General features: G+C 64.5%; 15 protein-coding genes. 5 read left to right on the forward strand and 10 right to left on the reverse strand.

Annotated features, from left to right (window positions below; all coding sequences use genetic code 11):
• Positions 1-196: 196 nt before the first annotated feature.
• On the reverse strand, positions 197-427 hold the full coding sequence (locus ACVOLR_RS03225; RefSeq protein ID WP_481535152.1) for a hypothetical protein: 231 nt from the start codon (positions 425-427) through the stop codon (positions 197-199).
• Between the two features lie 95 nt (positions 428-522).
• On the opposite strand from ACVOLR_RS03225, the gene ACVOLR_RS03230 reads away from it, so the two are divergent.
• The gene (locus tag ACVOLR_RS03230) at positions 523-1,299 is read left to right on the forward strand and encodes an SDR family oxidoreductase (protein WP_481513654.1); all 777 of its coding nucleotides are present in this window, start codon (positions 523-525) and stop codon (positions 1,297-1,299) included.
• Here ACVOLR_RS03230 and ACVOLR_RS03235 read toward each other — a convergent pair.
• The 9 genes from ACVOLR_RS03235 to ACVOLR_RS03275 form a co-directional block, all read right to left on the reverse strand.
• Positions 1,287-1,898, reverse strand: coding sequence for a DUF4124 domain-containing protein (locus ACVOLR_RS03235; RefSeq protein WP_481535153.1), 612 nt, complete (start codon positions 1,896-1,898; stop codon positions 1,287-1,289). The two genes, ACVOLR_RS03230 and ACVOLR_RS03235, sit on opposite strands and share 13 nt — an antisense overlap.
• A gap of 14 nt (positions 1,899-1,912) precedes the next feature.
• Positions 1,913-2,584: a DUF4124 domain-containing protein gene (locus ACVOLR_RS03240; protein WP_481535154.1), complete on the reverse strand. Its 672-nt coding sequence runs from the start codon at positions 2,582-2,584 to the stop codon at positions 1,913-1,915.
• Positions 2,585-2,758: 174 nt separating this feature from the next.
• Positions 2,759-3,319, reverse strand: coding sequence for an L-threonylcarbamoyladenylate synthase type 1 TsaC (tsaC, locus tag ACVOLR_RS03245; RefSeq protein WP_481535155.1), 561 nt, complete (start codon positions 3,317-3,319; stop codon positions 2,759-2,761).
• A gap of 229 nt (positions 3,320-3,548) precedes the next feature.
• Positions 3,549-6,050, reverse strand: coding sequence for a DNA topoisomerase I (locus tag ACVOLR_RS03250; protein WP_481535156.1), 2,502 nt, complete (start codon positions 6,048-6,050; stop codon positions 3,549-3,551).
• 187 nt (positions 6,051-6,237) lie between these two features.
• Complete coding sequence (locus tag ACVOLR_RS03255; protein ID WP_481535157.1) at positions 6,238-7,161, reverse strand: RDD family protein; 924 nt, start codon at positions 7,159-7,161, stop codon at positions 6,238-6,240.
• A gap of 33 nt (positions 7,162-7,194) precedes the next feature.
• Complete coding sequence (locus ACVOLR_RS03260) at positions 7,195-7,929, reverse strand: GYF domain-containing protein (RefSeq protein WP_481535158.1); 735 nt, start codon at positions 7,927-7,929, stop codon at positions 7,195-7,197.
• Positions 7,930-7,950: 21 nt separating this feature from the next.
• Complete coding sequence (locus tag ACVOLR_RS03265) at positions 7,951-8,424, reverse strand: DUF494 family protein (RefSeq protein ID WP_481508841.1); 474 nt, start codon at positions 8,422-8,424, stop codon at positions 7,951-7,953.
• Positions 8,425-8,469: 45 nt separating this feature from the next.
• Positions 8,470-9,621, reverse strand: coding sequence for a DNA-processing protein DprA (dprA, locus tag ACVOLR_RS03270; RefSeq protein ID WP_481535159.1), 1,152 nt, complete (start codon positions 9,619-9,621; stop codon positions 8,470-8,472).
• 78 nt (positions 9,622-9,699) lie between these two features.
• A complete protein-coding gene (locus ACVOLR_RS03275) occupies positions 9,700-10,824 on the reverse strand; it encodes a LysM peptidoglycan-binding domain-containing protein (protein ID WP_481535160.1) in 1,125 nt (374 codons plus the stop codon).
• Positions 10,825-10,952: 128 nt separating this feature from the next.
• On the opposite strand from ACVOLR_RS03275, the gene def reads away from it, so the two are divergent.
• The 4 genes from def to ACVOLR_RS03295 all read left to right on the forward strand — a co-directional run bounded on the left by def (position 10,953) and on the right by ACVOLR_RS03295 (position 14,898).
• Positions 10,953-11,468, forward strand: coding sequence for a peptide deformylase (gene def / locus ACVOLR_RS03280; protein ID WP_481535161.1), 516 nt, complete (start codon positions 10,953-10,955; stop codon positions 11,466-11,468).
• A 188-nt stretch (positions 11,469-11,656) separates the two neighbouring features.
• On the forward strand, positions 11,657-12,580 hold the full coding sequence (gene fmt, locus ACVOLR_RS03285; RefSeq protein ID WP_481535162.1) for a methionyl-tRNA formyltransferase: 924 nt from the start codon (positions 11,657-11,659) through the stop codon (positions 12,578-12,580).
• Between the two features lie 4 nt (positions 12,581-12,584).
• Entirely contained in the window at positions 12,585-13,928 is a 1,344-nt protein-coding gene (gene rsmB / locus ACVOLR_RS03290; protein WP_481535163.1) for a 16S rRNA (cytosine(967)-C(5))-methyltransferase RsmB, read from the forward strand.
• Positions 13,929-14,130: 202 nt separating this feature from the next.
• Complete coding sequence (locus tag ACVOLR_RS03295) at positions 14,131-14,898, forward strand: glycosyltransferase family 25 protein (protein ID WP_481535164.1); 768 nt, start codon at positions 14,131-14,133, stop codon at positions 14,896-14,898.
• Positions 14,899-14,906 lie beyond the last annotated feature (8 nt).

Raw genomic sequence — 14,906 nt, forward strand, 5'->3', positions numbered from 1 at the left:
CGTTGTTGTTTGTAATGTAGTGCCGAGCCATGCTCGGCAGAGGCTTTCCAAGCAATGCCCTGACATGTAGTGCCGAGCCATGCTCGGCAGAGGCGTTACCGGTAAAGCCCATTGCCGAGCATGGCTCGGCACTACAGGTGGGTTCTCGCGGTAAAGCCCATTGCCGAGCATGGCTCGGCACTACAGGTGAGGCGTTTTACTTGGCGGTATCGGCTGTTCCAACCGCCGCATCCAACTCAGCCTGCTGCGCCTTGCCGGCCTGCTCGGCCGCTGCAGCTGTCGCCTTGGCCTGATCCAGATCCTTCTTCATCGCATCACGCAGCGCGGTGGCCTGCGGGTCGGGGCGGCGTTCGGTGTCCGGCGCTTGTGGCTTGCACGCTGCCAGAGCAAGCAGCAACGGCACCATCAACAAGGAAAGACGCTTCATCGGCATGCTCCGCTGGGCTCAGGCAGCTATCCTAGCCCCATCTCCCCGCAGCGTCCCTTCACGGACGCCGCACCCCGCATCGATGAGGAAACAGCATGAACCCGCAGCGTTGGCGCCTGGATGGGCAAACCGCCTTGGTCACCGGTGCCAGTGCCGGCATTGGCCTGGCAATCGCACGTGAATTGCTGGGTTTCGGTGCCGATGTGCTGATCGTCGGGCGCGATACCGATGCGCTGGAAACCGCACGCGATGAATTGGCTGATGCGTTTCCCGAGCGTGCCATCCACGCGCTGTCAGCCGACGTCAGCGATGATCAGGATCGGCAGGAGATTCTAGATTGGGTCGAAGACCACAGCGATGGCCTGAACATCCTGGTCAACAACGCCGGCGGCAACACCACCAAGGCGGCAACCGAGTATTCCGAAGACGAGTGGCGTGGCATCTTCGAGACCAATCTGTTCTCGGCATTCGAGCTGTGTCGCTATGCGCACCCCTTGCTGACCCGGCATGCGTCTTCGGCCATCGTCAACGTCGGCAGCGTCTCCGGCATCACCCATGTGCGCAGCGGCGTGGTCTACGGCATGACCAAGGCGGCGATGCAGCAGATGACCCGCAATCTGGCCTGCGAGTGGGCCGAGGACGGCATCCGCGTCAACTCGGTGGCGCCGTGGTACATCCGTACCCGTCGCACTTCCGGGCCGTTGTCCGATGCCGATTACTACGATGAAGTGATCGCACGCACGCCGATGCGGCGCATTGGTGAGCCGGAAGAAGTAGCCGCTGCAGTGAGCTTCCTGTGCCTGCCGGCATCGAGTTATGTCACCGGCGAATGCATCGCGGTGGACGGCGGCTTCCTGCGTTACGGCTTCTGAGTCTTGCAGTCGCTGCCGTCGAGCAGCGATTGCAGGCGCTGGTACTTCTTCTGCAGCGTTCCGGCTTGGCTTGGCGCGGCAAAGCGCCACTCCGATTCGGCCTCGTCTACCCGCTGTTGCCAAGTGGCGCATAGCTGCGGCGGGTCGACTGCTGTGCAGGTATCACGTACCACTTCGCAGGCTTCGCCGGCACCGGTGTTCGGATTTCCGTCCAGGCCGGTGACCTGCATGGTCACGCAGCGTGACGGCGGCTCACTGGTTTCGCTGAAGTAGGTCTGGCCTTCGCGGGTGCGGCATTGGAACAGCTCGGGCAGCGGTACGGGCGGTGCCACTACAACTGCAGCGGCCTTCGCCGGTTCGAGGGCCGCAGCAGCGGGAGCGGGCGCTGCGATCAGTCGCGGCAATGCTGCAGGGGCCGGGCTTGCAAGCGGTGGCGGAGCTGGCCGGGCCTCCACCGCCTGCATGACTTTTTTGCTCTGCTGCTGCGTGCCCTTGGGGCAGGGCATGTTCTGCACGGTGAGTGCGCCGGTGGCGTCGGTGCAGCGGTAGAACACGATCTCACCGGCCTGCGTGCTGGCGCTGGTCAGAACTAGAAGCAAGACAAAGCAACGCATCAGGTTCCCCCGCAATCCTGTTCAAGCCGGGCATCGATGCCGCGCTGCTCGCGCGTCAATTCCTGACGCTCGCTCTGCAGCGCGCTGTTGTAGCGGCGGATCAGTTCCCAACGACGATCGCGCAGCCGCGCGCAGACTTCCTGTGGTGGCAGGGCATGGCAGCTGTCGCGCACCAGCACCGAACCCATCGGAACCGCGACACCGGCTCGCCATGGGATCCCGCCACCAGCGGGTGGGCGCGGCGGGCGTGGGCCACCGTGGCCGGGACCGTGGTGTGTTGGGTAGGCATAACCCCAGGTCGGCATCCAGCGTGGATTGCCGTCGTTGTTGTCGCTGGTGTAGCGCTCGCCTTCGCTGGTGACGCACTCGTACATCGGCTGTGGCGGCTGCACGGTGACGACCCTTACCTCGCGCTGGATCAGTGGCGCGGTTGTAGGTGTCGGTGCTGTGGTGGCCGGCCGTGGTGGCGGATCCTTCGGTCGCGTCATATCCAGCACCTGCTGCTGGGTGGCCTTGGTGCAGGGGGCATCCTGCAGCGATACCGCGCCATTGCTGCCAACACAGCGATAGATGCGTACGTTGTCCGCCGAGCTGGCGGGAGGCGGATCAACCGCCAAGGCCGCGACGGGCAACCAGATCAGGCAACCGAGCAGGGGCAGACGAGCGCGCATGGCGGCAGTGTGCCACGGCCGCAGCCGGGGAAACGCCTCTGTAGTGCCGAGCCATGCTCGGCTGAGGCTGTACCGGTGAAGCCCTTGCCAAGCATGGCTCGGCACTACAGGCGGGGTTTCGCGGTAAGGCCCCTGCCGAGCATGGCTCGGCACTACAGGTGACGCGCTTGAGGCTCAGTCGCGCAGGACTTCGCCGGTGGCGGCTACGCGGATGCGGGTGGGTTGGGCCAGGCCGCCGGTGGCGCCGTCGAGCAAACCATCCAACAGGGCCAGCAGCGCAGGGTCCAGCTGCTCTCGGGAGCGCGCCGGGGGCTCACCGGCGAGGTTGGCACTGGTCGATACCAGCGGGCCGCCCCAGGCGTTGCACAGGGCCTGTACCAGCGGATGCGCACTGACCCGCACGGCGATGCCGGTGTGCTCGCCGGTGATCCAGCGTGGCGCGCTTGGGCCGGCCGGGACGATCCAGGTATTGGCGCCGGGCCAGCTGTCCAGCACCGCCTGCTTGCGGTCATCGGCCAAGGCGTCCAGCTGCACCCAACCCACCAGTTGCGCGGGGCTGGCAGCGATCAGGATCATGCCTTTCTCTACCGGGCGCTGCTTCAGTGCCAGCAACTTCATCACCGCGGCTTCGTTGGAAGGATCACAGCCCAGGCCCCAGACCGCTTCGGTCGGGTAGGCGATCACGCCGCCGGCTTTGAGGGCCGGGACGACGCTGTGCAGGTCGAGTTCGAGCATGGTCAGCACCGTTGGAGGGCCAGTGCGTTCGATGGCGCTGGTCCGCGAAAGGGACGCAAAGCAAAGGCCGCCCGGTGGGCGGCCTGCTGCGGGTGGCGCTGATTATCCGCTTGTTGGCGGGGGAGGGGAGATGAAAGCGTGGGTAATGCTGCTTCCTATCCTCGGTGGTAAAGCCCACCCTCTTCCGCCCTTCGGGCACCTTCTCCCGGGGGGAGAAGGAAGTGCAGGTTCAGAACGGCGGTGCGTCGTCCGCTGCCGACTTCTTCACTGCCTTTTTGGCGACGGTCTTCTTAGTGGCTTTCTTCGCGGCGGTCTTTTTGGTTGTTGCTTTTTTGGTTGCCGCCTTCTTGGCCGGAGCCTTCTTTGCGGCGGCCTTCTTCGGCGCGGCTTCCTTCTTGACCGTGGTCTTCTTGGCAGCCTTCTTGCCGAAGCCCTTGCGCACCGGCTTGCCGGTGTCGGCCATCAGCTGCTCGACCTCAGCCAAGGTCAGCGAGGCGGGCTCGCGGTCCTTGGGGATCTTGCCGTTCATCTTGCCGTCGCTGATGTACGGGCCGAAGCGGCCGTTCAACACCTGGATGTCCGAGCCTTCGAACTCCTTGATGATGCGGTTGCGCGCGATCTCTTCCTTCTCTTCGATCAGGAACACGGCGCGGGCCAAGTCGATCTTGTACGGGTCGTCTTCCTTGGTCAGCGAGGCATAGGTGCTGCCACGCTTGGCGAACGGGCCGAAGCGGCCGATGCCGACGGTGACTTCCTCGCCATTGGCGTCGGCGCCGAGCTTGCGCGGCATGTCGAACAGCTTCAGCGCTTCGTCCAGCGAGATCGAGTAGATGCTCTGGCCCGGCTGCAGCGAGGCGAACTTGGGCTTCTCTTCGTCTTCTACGGTGCCGATCTGCACCATCGGGCCGAAGCGGCCGATACGTGCGGTGACATCCTTGCCGCTGACCGGGTCCGGGCCGAGCACGCGCGCGCTACCGGCGTCGGTGCGGTCCAGCGATTCGCTCTTGTCGGTGACCAGTTCCTTGAACGGGCCCCAGAAGCGCTCCATCAGCGGTATCCACTCTTCTTCGCCACGCGACACCGCATCCAGCTCGTCTTCGAGCTTGGCGGTGAAGTCGTAATCGACGTACTGGGTGAAGTGGCTGGACAGGAACTTGCTGACCGCGCGGCCGACGTCGGTCGGCTTGAAGCTGCGGCCTTCCATCTCGGTGTATTTGCGGAACAGCAGGGTCTGGATGATCGAGGCGTAGGTGGACGGACGGCCGATGCCGTATTCCTCAAGCGCCTTGACCAGTGCCGCTTCGGTGTAGCGCGGCGGCGGCTGGGTGAAGTGCTGGTCGGCGACGATGCGGTCCAGCGGCACGCGGTCGCCGGGCTTCATCAGCGGCAGCTTGCGGCCTTCGTCTTCGTCCTCGGCGCTCTTGCTGTCCTTGCCTTCCTCGTACACGGCGAGGAAGCCGGGCACCACCACGGTGGTGCCGCTGGCGCGGAACACGTGCTCGCTGCCGGCCGACAGGTCGACGCTGACGGTGTTCAAGGTGGCCGGAATCATCTGGCAGGCGACGGCGCGCTTCCAGATCAGCTCGTACAGCTTGCGCTCGTCGTCGGTGAGGTACTTGCCCACCTGTGCCGGGGTGCGCAACGCGGAGGTCGGGCGCACGGCTTCGTGGGCTTCCTGCGCGTTCTTGGATTTGGTGGTGTAGGTATTGGGCTTGTCCGGCAGCGAGCTGATGCCGTAGTCGCGGGCGATCACGTCGCGGATCTCGGCCAGCGCGTCCTGCGACAGCGTCACCGAGTCGGTACGCATATACGAGATCAGACCGACCGTGCCTTCGTCGCCGATGTTCACGCCTTCATACAACTTCTGTGCCACCTGCATGGTCTTGCGGGTAGTGAAGCCGAGCTTGCGCGAGGCTTCCTGCTGCAGCGTGGAGGTGGTGAACGGTGCGGCCGGGCGGCGCTTGCGCTCCTTGCTGGCCACGTCGGTGACATGCAGCGTGCCCTGCGCGGCCTGCTGGATGCGCAGGCGGGCGGCTTCGGCAGTGTCGCCATCGGTGATGGTGAACTGCTCGAATTTCTGCCCGTCCAGCTTGATCAGGCGCGCGTTGAAGTGCTGCGAGGGATGCGCGCAGGCAGCCTCGATGCTCCAGTACTCACGCGAGATGAAGGCTTCGATCTCTTCCTCGCGCTCGACGATCATGCGCAGTGCCGGGCTCTGCACGCGCCCGGCGGACAGGCCGCGCTGCACCTTGCGCCACAGCACCGGGGACAGGTTGAAGCCAACCAGATAGTCCAGCGCGCGGCGTGCCTGCTGCGCATCGACCAGGTCAGCGGCGATTTCGCGCGGCTCGGCGATTGCCTCCTTGATCGCACGCGGGGTGATTTCAGTGAACACCACACGCTGCACCGGCTTGCCGTCGGACAGGCCACGCTCTTTCAGGATCTCGGCGATATGCCAGCTGATCGCCTCACCCTCGCGATCCGGATCGGTCGCCAGCAGGATGTCATCGGCGCCCTTTGCGGCTTTTGCGATGGCTTCCACGTGCTTTTCGTTCTTTTCGATCAGGTCGTAACGCATGGCGAACCCGTTTTCGGGATCGACCGCGCCTTCCTTGGGGACCAGATCACGCACATGCCCATACGAGGCCAGGACCGTGTAGTCCTTGCCGAGGTATTTATTGATCGTCTTGGCCTTGGCCGGTGATTCGACGATGAGCAGGTGCTTGGGCATGTCAGTACATTCTTGGGGCGGAACGCCCAGTGGGGGCGCTAGGGTGGCTTAAACCGGGACGATAGTGAAGCCGATGTTTGGGTTGTGCATAAGCCGACGCCCGGGTTGCGGCCCGGGCGTTCAGCTTGTTTCCTTATTAGAGGAATCATGCCAGAGGGGCCTGTGTCAAGCCGACCCCGGCAATTTGTCAGTTGAAGCCTGCTGCGGCAACGCCGATAAGCACGAACAGCCCGATCAGGCAAAGCAAGCCCAGGCCAGCTATCGACAGGATCACGATGGTGACCGTGCCCAAGCCCTGCTGCTGCCATTCCGGGTGATCGGTGAAGGCGAACTTATCGACCACCAGGGTGTCGCAGATGATGTCATGCAGGGCCTGCTTGCGCTCGGTGAAGGCGGCCATCACAAAGCCGATACACAGGGTGATGCTGCTCAGGATGTAGGCGAAGAAGCGGCCAACCGCGCGGCCCAGGGTCAGGCGCTCACCATTGCTGCGCACCACCTTGATGCCTACCGCCATCTTGCCCAGCGTGGCCTGGTACTTGGACGAGTGCATCCATGCCGGATACATCAGGTTGCCGGCGAAGATGATCAGGTAGCCGACACCCAGGGTCACGAACATGCCGATCGAGCCGGCTGCGGAGTCCGAGCTGCCGGACACACCACCCACAATCGCGCCAAGGATGCTCAGCGGGATCAGCACGATGTAAGTGAACACGGTCATGATCACGTAGTCGATGAAGTAGGCGGCCACGCGCTTCCAGAAGCCTGCCTGCACTACCAGTCCGCCCTGCACGGCAGCGGGGTCGACATCCTGCGGACGGCTGACCGGCGCGGCGTACGGGGAGTTGGCTTCGGCAGCAGCGCGTGCGGCGACGGCTTCGCCACTTTCAATGGCAGCGTAGTCTTGGCGCAGGTCGATACCGGTGCTGGCCTGGGTGATCAGCTGCAGTTCGTCGGCGATGGCTGAGAGCGGCTGCCACTGCTGCATGCCTTCACGCCAGACCAAAGTGCCCAGGTCGATCTCGCCTGCGCGGAATTTTTCGCGGAGGGCGTCCGCTTCAATCGGACCATGCCGCTCGCGCTGGGCATCAGCGTAGTACCACTGGCTCATTGTTTTCCCCGTAAAAGTTCTGGCCGCCGCCAATCAGCTGCGACAGCTGATTGGCAGGTATTTGTCCTCGACATCGGAACTGCATTCCCAGCTGTCGGCCTGCATATCGTAGTCGAGCCAGATGCTTTTGCCGTCAAGTTGCGTGTGCTTCGGGATATGCAGACGTGCTTCCAGCCCGCAATGCTCGTTCTCGAAGCGGCCGATATTGATCTCGGCGACATCGCCCTCGGCATAGCTGTCCGGGCTGCCAAAGCCTTCGTCATCATTGATGGGGCAGCGTTCGTTGGTGGCGACAAACTCGGCCACCTGCTGCTTCAGGGCAATCATTTGCCCATTTGCCATGGTGACCTTGGAGCGCATCACATAGTCCTGGTAAGCGGGCAGGGCGATGGCGGCCAGGATGCCAAGGATGGCTATCAGGATCACCCCGACCACCGCGGCGATGATGCCGGCGATCGCGCAGCCGGACAGGCCCTGGCGGGGGGGCGAGACAGCGGCCGTGTGGATGGTTTGCAGCCCTGGAGGCAGAGATGGCGGGCCTGCTGGCGCCGCGGTCGGGGCTGCCTGCGCCATGTCCAGGCCGAGTTCGCTGGCGAACTCGCGCAGCGGCCGCCAGTCGCCGGCACCTTCGCGCCAGATCAGGGTGTCCTCGTCGATGCGGCGGGACTGGAACAGCTCGATGATGTTTTCGTCACTGATCGGGCCGCGACGTTCGCGGTTGCCCTCGGCGTAGAACCATTGGCTCACGTAGGTGTTGTCCTTATGCATCCATGCACGCCGTTATTGGGCTCAGTGCAGGGGTTCGGGTTCGTCGACGAACATCTGGGTTTCCATCCAGGCATAGGCAGCTTCCGCGCCAGGCTGGTTGAACAGCACCATCAGCACCACCCACTTCAGGTCGTCCAGGTCCAGTTCGTCCTGGTCCAGGGCCATGGCGCGGTCCAGCACCAGCTCGCGCTGGTCGGCATCGAGCACGCGTTGTTGTTCCAGGAACAGCAGGAAGCCGCGGCCTTCCACGTCCAGCTTGTCCAGCTCGGGGCCGTGGAACACGCGCACCGGCCCGTCAACGCGTGGCTGCGCCACGGCTGGGCGTTGTTCGGCCAAGGCATCGAGCCAATCGAAGGCCTTGTTGATTTCGGCGGGACTGAAACCGGCCTGGATCAGGCCGTTCTGTAGCGAGTCGCGGTCTCGGATGAGATCAGCGTCTTCGCTGAAGTAGTGTTCAAACAGGTACAACAGGACGTCCAGGATGCTCTCTTTCATTGCCCCTCGGCCTGCGCCATTGGCGCTGTGGAGGTGAAGAAACCTTCAGGTGCGGGTGTAGCGGCCGTGCGCCGACGACACTCTGCCTTCCAATTCCATAAGCAGCAGCATGGAGGACAGGTTGGCGGCCGTCAATCCAGTGCGCTCGATCAGTAAATCCATACCGGTTGGGTCATAACCCAAGGCATCCCACAATCGCTGGTAGTCTGGGTCCGGTGGCGTGACGGCCGGGTGCTGGCCGGACGGTACAGGGGAGATGGGGGTCTGAAGCCGGGTTTGCAAGGCACAGGCCAGTTCGCCGGCCAGATTGGCCACGCCTTCAAGAATGTCGGCGCTGTGTGTCACCAAGGTTGCACCTTCGCGTATCAGCCGGTGGCAGCCGCGCGCCATCGGATTGTGGATGGAGCCGGGCACGGCAAAGATCTCGCGGCCTGCCTCGCTGGCCAGGCGGGCGGTGATCAGTGCGCCGGAGCGTTCAGCGGCCTCGATGACCACGGTGCCCAGCGCCAGCGCCGCCAACAGGCGGTTGCGGGCCGGGAACTGGCCGCTGCGCGGCGCTGTGCCTGGCGGGTATTCGCTGACCACCGCGCCTTCGACGGCGATCTGCGCCTGCAGTTGGCGGTGATGGCGCGGGTAGGCCAGGTCCGGACCGGTGCCGATAACCGCATAGGTGCTGCCCTTGCAGGCCAACGCGGCCAGGTGCGCGGCAGCATCGATGCCGGCGGCCAGGCCGCTGGCGATGGTGAGGCCGTGACCGGCTAGTGCGGTGCCAAAGTCGCGGGCGATGTCACGGCCGCCGGCACTTGGCATGCGACTGCCGACGATGGCGATCGCCGGTTGCCACAGGCGCGCTGGGTCGCCGTCAATGAACAGCGCCAGCGGTGGATTCGGACTGTCCCGCAATAGTGGTGGATAGTCCGGATCGCCCCAGCCGATCAGGTGATGGTTATCGGCTTCCAGCCAGGCAATGGCGCGCGTCCAGGTATCTGCATCGGGCCTTGCCAGTGCCTGGCGTTGCGCTTGCGTGCAGCCCGCCGCTTGCCAGCTGCTGGGGCCGGCGGCCAAGGCGTTCGCGCTGCTGCCGTGGTGATCGAGCAGGCGACGCAGCGTCTGTAGTGGTCCGCCAGCCAACGCCAGTGTCAGCAGGGCGGGGCAGCAGGGTGGGGCGGGTAGATTGGCGACGGTTGATCGAGGCATGGCCCAGCCTGCCGTCACAAACAACAACGGCGCCCTCGGGCGCCGTTGTTGTACATCGTAAGACTAGGCCGCAGACGCTTACTGCGCGTCCGGGTGCTTGAGCTCGTAGCCCACGCGGGTTGGCTTGGTACCTTCCATGATCAAGGCATAGCTGACCTTGTCGAAGGTGCGGAACACCATCGCATGGCCTGCATATTCGTCAGGCAGGGTGACCCGGCCGGCGCCGGTCTTCAGTGCGTCATCCATGCGCGAAGAACCTGGGTACTGCATGCGGTGGGCGACATGGCTGCCGCTGCGCCAGATCGAGAACACCGTGCCGTTGTTGATGCCTTCGCGTGCGCCGCCGGAGATGGCAATCACATCGCGCGGACCACCGCTGGTGAAGGTGTCGGTTACTGCAAGCACGCGCAGCTGGCCTGCTGACGGAGCGTTGGCCGGAGCATGCGGGACGAACTGCAGGTCATACGGGTTGAGCTGTACCGGTAGCAGGCGGTCTCCGCGACGCACCTCGCTGCCACTGGTTTCCAGCTGCAGGGTGGAGGCTTCGACGTTGCCGCTTGCCACCTGGGTAAGCGTGCCGATATTGACCTGGGCCAGTTCATAGCCGAGGAATTCGTTGCGGTCATTGGCTGCAACGAAGCTCTTCCAGCGGCTGCTGCCGCCAGGCGTGGTATCACCGCGGACGTCCAGGTCGTCGGTTGGCCTGGGCTGGGCAAAGCGTACGGTCGGGCGGACCACCATGTAGCGCTGGCCAGGCTGAGCGGAGTCCAGGCCACGGATGTAGGCCTTCTGTCCGGCGCTGGCGCGTAGACGGTTGTCTTCCAGGCCGACCACATAGGGCAGGTCCTCGAAGCTGTCCACGACGTTCAGGTTCTTGAGGAAGGGCTCAACGTCTGCCAGCGGTACGCCGGTGATCGGTGCTTCCTGGCGCGGGCCTGCCTGGGCTGTTACACGGTCCAGATAGGCCAGGCTCAGGACGTCACCCGGGTAGATCAGATGCGGGTTCTTGACCTGCGGGTTGGCCTGCCAGATTTCCGGCCAAAGCCACGGCTTTTTCAGGAAACGTGCCGATATGTCCCACAAAGTATCGCCCTTGCGCACCACGTAGGTGTCAGGGTGAGTACCGTTCATTTCGACGGCCACGGCATAGGTCGTGACGGTCAGCATCGCCACGGCGGCGACCGTACGTATTTGTTTCAACATGGTTGCGATCTGCCTGATTCCCCAACAGGTTGTCGCACTATATTGCAGAAACGGGGGCGCCGGGCAAGCGCAAGCGGTAGAATTGGGACATCTTGCCGAAATAAGCGGCATCCCCGATTGGTATTGCCATGGCCCTCCTGCCTATTCTTGAGTTCCCAGACCCGCGCCTGCGCACCAAAGCGGCCCTTGTCGAGGCGGCCGAAGTGACCACGCCGGCCTTCCAGCAGCTGCTCGACGACATGCTGCAGACCATGTACGACGCCCCTGGCATCGGCTTGGCTGCCAGCCAGGTGGACGTGCACAAGCGCTTCATGGTCATCGACGTCAGCGAAGAGCACAACGAGCCGCAGGTGTTCATCAACCCGCAGATCGTCAGCGCCAGCGAAGGCGGCCGCGTTTATCAGGAAGGCTGCCTGTCGGTGCCGGGCATCTATGCCGATGTCACCCGTGCCGATTCCATCGTCGTGCGCTTCCTCGACCGTGAAGGCAAGCAGCAGGAACTGGCCGCCGATGACCTGCTGGCCACCTGCATCCAGCACGAGATGGATCACCTGGACGGCAAGCTGTTCATCGACTATCTGTCGCCGCTCAAGCGCGAGATGGTACGCAAGAAGCTGGCCAAGTCGCGCAAGCACGTAGCTTGATCTGAGGTCGGGGTCGGGGGCCGGGATCGGGGATTGGCAGGCGCAGGCTGTGCCGCACCACCCAGCTTTCCCGGTGCTCGGTTCTGGATACCTGATCGGCACATTCTTTTTTTCGATTCGCGCTTGGTAGCTGCCGCCGTTGGGCCGCTTTTGCCAATCCCGGGTCCCGACTAGCGAATTCCCGCCCAATGAAAATCATCTTCGCCGGTACGCCGGAATTCGCCGTTGCTTCCTTGGCCGCCGCTGCGCGCCAGCATGAAGTGGTGGCGGTCTACACCCAGCCGGATCGCCCGGCCGGTCGCGGCCGTGGCTTGATGCCCTCGCCGGTGAAGCTTGACGCTATCGCGCGCGGCATCCCGGTGTTCCAGCCGGAAAGCCTGAAGACACCCGAAGCCCAGCAGCAGCTGCGCGAGCTGCAGCCCGATCTGATGATCGTGGTGGCCTACGGCCTGATCCTGCCCAAGGCGGTGCTGGCCATCCCTACCCACGGCTGCTGGAACGTGCATGCCTCGCTGCTGCCACGTTGGCGCGGCGCTGCGCCGATTCAGCGCGCGATCGAGGCCGGCGACGCCGAAACCGGCGTCTGCCTGATGCAGATGGAAGCCGGTCTGGACACTGGCCCGGTGCTGCTGCGCCAGCACACCCCGATCAGCGATACCGATACCGGCGGTCAATTGCATGATCGTCTGGCACAGATGGGTGCGCAGGTGCTGTCCGATGGCCTTGGTCTGTTACGCGCCGGCCTCAAGCCGGTGCCGCAGCGCCAGCCAGAAGCCGGTGTCACCTATGCACACAAGTTGGACAAGGCCGAGGCCAGGCTCGACTGGGCCGAACCGGCAGTGGCGCTTGCGCGCCGCGTGCGCGCCTTCAATCCGTGGCCGGTGGCCGAAGCCAGCTTGGCCGGCGAGCGCGTACGCATCCATGGCGCCGTGGCCATTGAAGACAATCGCGGTCAGGCACCTGGCACGGTGATTGCTGCGGCCCGCGAAGGTATCGACATCGCTTGCGGGCAAGGCGCGTTGCGCTTGCGCGTAGTGCAGCGCGAAGGTGGCAAGGCGATCACCGCTGCCGATTATCTGAACGCACGCCGCGATCTGCGGATCGAGGGCTGAGGCAATGACAGCTGCTACTCCCTCACCGTGGGGTAAATCCGCGGCGGCACAGCCCGGCGTGCAGACCCGTGCGCTGGCAGCCAAGGTGTTGGCGGCGGTGATCGGCAAGGGCCGCTCGCTGAAAGCCGAACTCGGCGCTGCCCTGCCCAAGCTCGACGACAGCCGCGACCGCGCATTGTTGGAAGCCATCTGTTTTGCCGCGTTGCGCCGCCGCGTGGTCTATGACCAGGCACTACGGCAATGGCTGCAGAAGCCGCTGGGCGCACGTGACAGTGATTTGCGCGCGCTGCTGATGGCCGGCTTCGCACAGCTGGATGTATTGCAGCTGCCAGCCCATGCCGCGCTGTCAGCGACGGTGGAGGCAGCGCGCGCGCTGGGCCGTGAGCGACAGGCTGGCATGGTCAACGCATTGCTGCGCCGCGCTCAGCGCGAAGGCTTTGCCGAAGCGAATGCCGAAGACGCCTGGCCGCAGTGGCTGCTGGCCCAGGTGCAGCTCGACTGGCCTGAGCAGGCTGCGGAAATCATCGCGCAGAGTCTGCAGCCGGCACCGATGTGGCTGCGGGTGAATCGCCAGCAGCATGCGCGTGATGCGTATCTGGGTTTGTTGGCCGAGGCTGGCATTGAAGCCGTCGCCGAGCCTTTGTCGGCCGACGCGGTGCGCTTGCCGGTGGCGGTGCCGGTGAGCAGCTTGCCCGGCTTCGCGCAAGGCGCAGTGTCGGTGCAGGACCTGTCAGCGCAGCAGGTGGCCGATGCTCTGCAGGCGCCACTCGGCGCACGGGTGCTGGACGCCTGCGCCGCGCCGGGCGGCAAGTCCGCACATCTGCTGGAGCGCGACCCGTCCCTGCAGTTGCTGGCGCTGGATGTCGATGCACGACGTCTGCAGCGTATTCGTGAAACCTTTGCACGTACCGGCGTCGGCGCACAGGCGCAGGTGTTGGCGGTCGATGCCGCCGATACCGCCGCCTGGTGGGACGGCAAGCCGTTTGATGCGGTGTTGTTGGATGCGCCGTGTTCGGCTACCGGCATCATCCGTCGTCAGCCCGACGTGCTGCTGCACCGCCGCGCCGAAGACATCGTTGCGTTGGCGGCCTTGCAGGCGCGTTTGTTGGATGCGCTGTGGACGGTGCTGGGCCCGGGCGGCGTGCTGCTTTACTCGACCTGTTCGATCCTGCGCGAGGAGAACGGTCAGCAGGTCGCCGCCTTCCTCGCTCGCACGCCGGATGCACAGCTGCAGGCGTTGCCGGGAGCCTTTGGCCATGACGACGCGGGCAATCGCCAGCGCCTGCCAGGCGAACAGGGTGGGGATGGCTTCTTCTACGCGCGGTTGGTGAAGGCGGCGCAGGCCTGAGCGGACATTGTTGGTTCGTTGGATCAAGCTGGCGGCTGCGATGCCGGTGAAATCAGGTGCCTGCCGCGCGTTGTTGGCGGGCGCCATGACAGGGAGGCAGGCAGTTGCTGATCGGGTACTATCAAGACTCGTTGTTGTGTCCAGGATGGCTTTCTGAAAATTGGGAGCCCGTGTGGATTCTTTTCCAGGATTGCTTCGCGCAATGACTCGGCCGCCTGCTGATTTGCCCCTGTATGTCATCAACCTGCCGGCATCGGCGGATCGTCGTGCCTCGATCCAGCGGCAGGCGGCGGCCCTGGGTATCGAGGTGACGATGTGGGAGGCGGTCAATGGCAGCACTCCGCATCCTTTGTTCACCAAGGTCGATGAAAAGCGGCGTCTGGCCTGCAAGGGCCGCCCTTTCCGTCCCGGCGAAATCGGCTGCTGGGCCAGCCACTATCTGTTGTGGCAGCAGTGCGTGGACAGCGGCCGGCCGATGATCGTGTTTGAGGACGACATCACCATCGACCCGCGGTTCCTGGACGTATTGCGTGACCTGCCGTCATTGCCGGAGTCGGTGGGCTACTTCCGCCTGCATGCCGCGGATCGCCCCAGCTCGGCCTGGATAAAGTTCGGAGACTTCGTCCTGCATCGCTACTGGCGCAGCCCCTTGTGTGCGTTCGGCTATTACCTGACGCCGGAGGCGGCGGCGAAATTCCTGCGTCATGCCGAGCACTGGGTGCTGCCGGTCGATGACTACATGGACCTGGCCTGGCTGCACGGGGTGGAATGCCTCGGCCTCAAGCCGGGGGTGGTGCGCAGTGGTGATTTGTTCGCCTCGGTGATTCAGGCCGGGCGCAGGGCCAAACCCAGCGTTGGGCCACTGGGTTGGCTGCAGCGTGAGGCATACCGTGCCGGTTTGAGCATGCGTTGGTTTGCTTACAATTTCGGCTCGCGGTTGCGCGGGCCCACGCCGGCAAGCAACGGTTGATGCGCTGC

Source organism: Stenotrophomonas sp. STEN030 (genome assembly GCF_056759995.1).

Excerpts from the sequence above, each read along its gene's own strand:
- rsmB (WP_481535163.1), top strand. The coding sequence starts at position 12,585 with ATGACAGCTGCTACTCCCTCACCGTGGGGTAAATCCGCGGCGGCACAG.
- ACVOLR_RS03265 (WP_481508841.1), bottom strand. The coding sequence starts at position 8,424 with ATGAAAGAGAGCATCCTGGACGTCCTGTTGTACCTGTTTGAACACTAC.
- tsaC (WP_481535155.1), bottom strand. The coding sequence starts at position 3,319 with ATGCTCGAACTCGACCTGCACAGCGTCGTCCCGGCCCTCAAAGCCGGC.
- dprA (WP_481535159.1), bottom strand. The coding sequence starts at position 9,621 with ATGCCTCGATCAACCGTCGCCAATCTACCCGCCCCACCCTGCTGCCCC.
- ACVOLR_RS03255 (WP_481535157.1), bottom strand. The coding sequence starts at position 7,161 with ATGAGCCAGTGGTACTACGCTGATGCCCAGCGCGAGCGGCATGGTCCG.
- ACVOLR_RS03230 (WP_481513654.1), top strand. The coding sequence starts at position 523 with ATGAACCCGCAGCGTTGGCGCCTGGATGGGCAAACCGCCTTGGTCACC.
- ACVOLR_RS03260 (WP_481535158.1), bottom strand. The coding sequence starts at position 7,929 with ATGCATAAGGACAACACCTACGTGAGCCAATGGTTCTACGCCGAGGGC.
- def (WP_481535161.1), top strand. The coding sequence starts at position 10,953 with ATGGCCCTCCTGCCTATTCTTGAGTTCCCAGACCCGCGCCTGCGCACC.
- ACVOLR_RS03295 (WP_481535164.1), top strand. The coding sequence starts at position 14,131 with ATGACTCGGCCGCCTGCTGATTTGCCCCTGTATGTCATCAACCTGCCG.
- ACVOLR_RS03275 (WP_481535160.1), bottom strand. The coding sequence starts at position 10,824 with ATGTTGAAACAAATACGTACGGTCGCCGCCGTGGCGATGCTGACCGTC.
- ACVOLR_RS03225 (WP_481535152.1), bottom strand. The coding sequence starts at position 427 with ATGAAGCGTCTTTCCTTGTTGATGGTGCCGTTGCTGCTTGCTCTGGCA.
- ACVOLR_RS03240 (WP_481535154.1), bottom strand. The coding sequence starts at position 2,584 with ATGCGCGCTCGTCTGCCCCTGCTCGGTTGCCTGATCTGGTTGCCCGTC.
- ACVOLR_RS03250 (WP_481535156.1), bottom strand. The coding sequence starts at position 6,050 with ATGCCCAAGCACCTGCTCATCGTCGAATCACCGGCCAAGGCCAAGACG.
- fmt (WP_481535162.1), top strand. The coding sequence starts at position 11,657 with ATGAAAATCATCTTCGCCGGTACGCCGGAATTCGCCGTTGCTTCCTTG.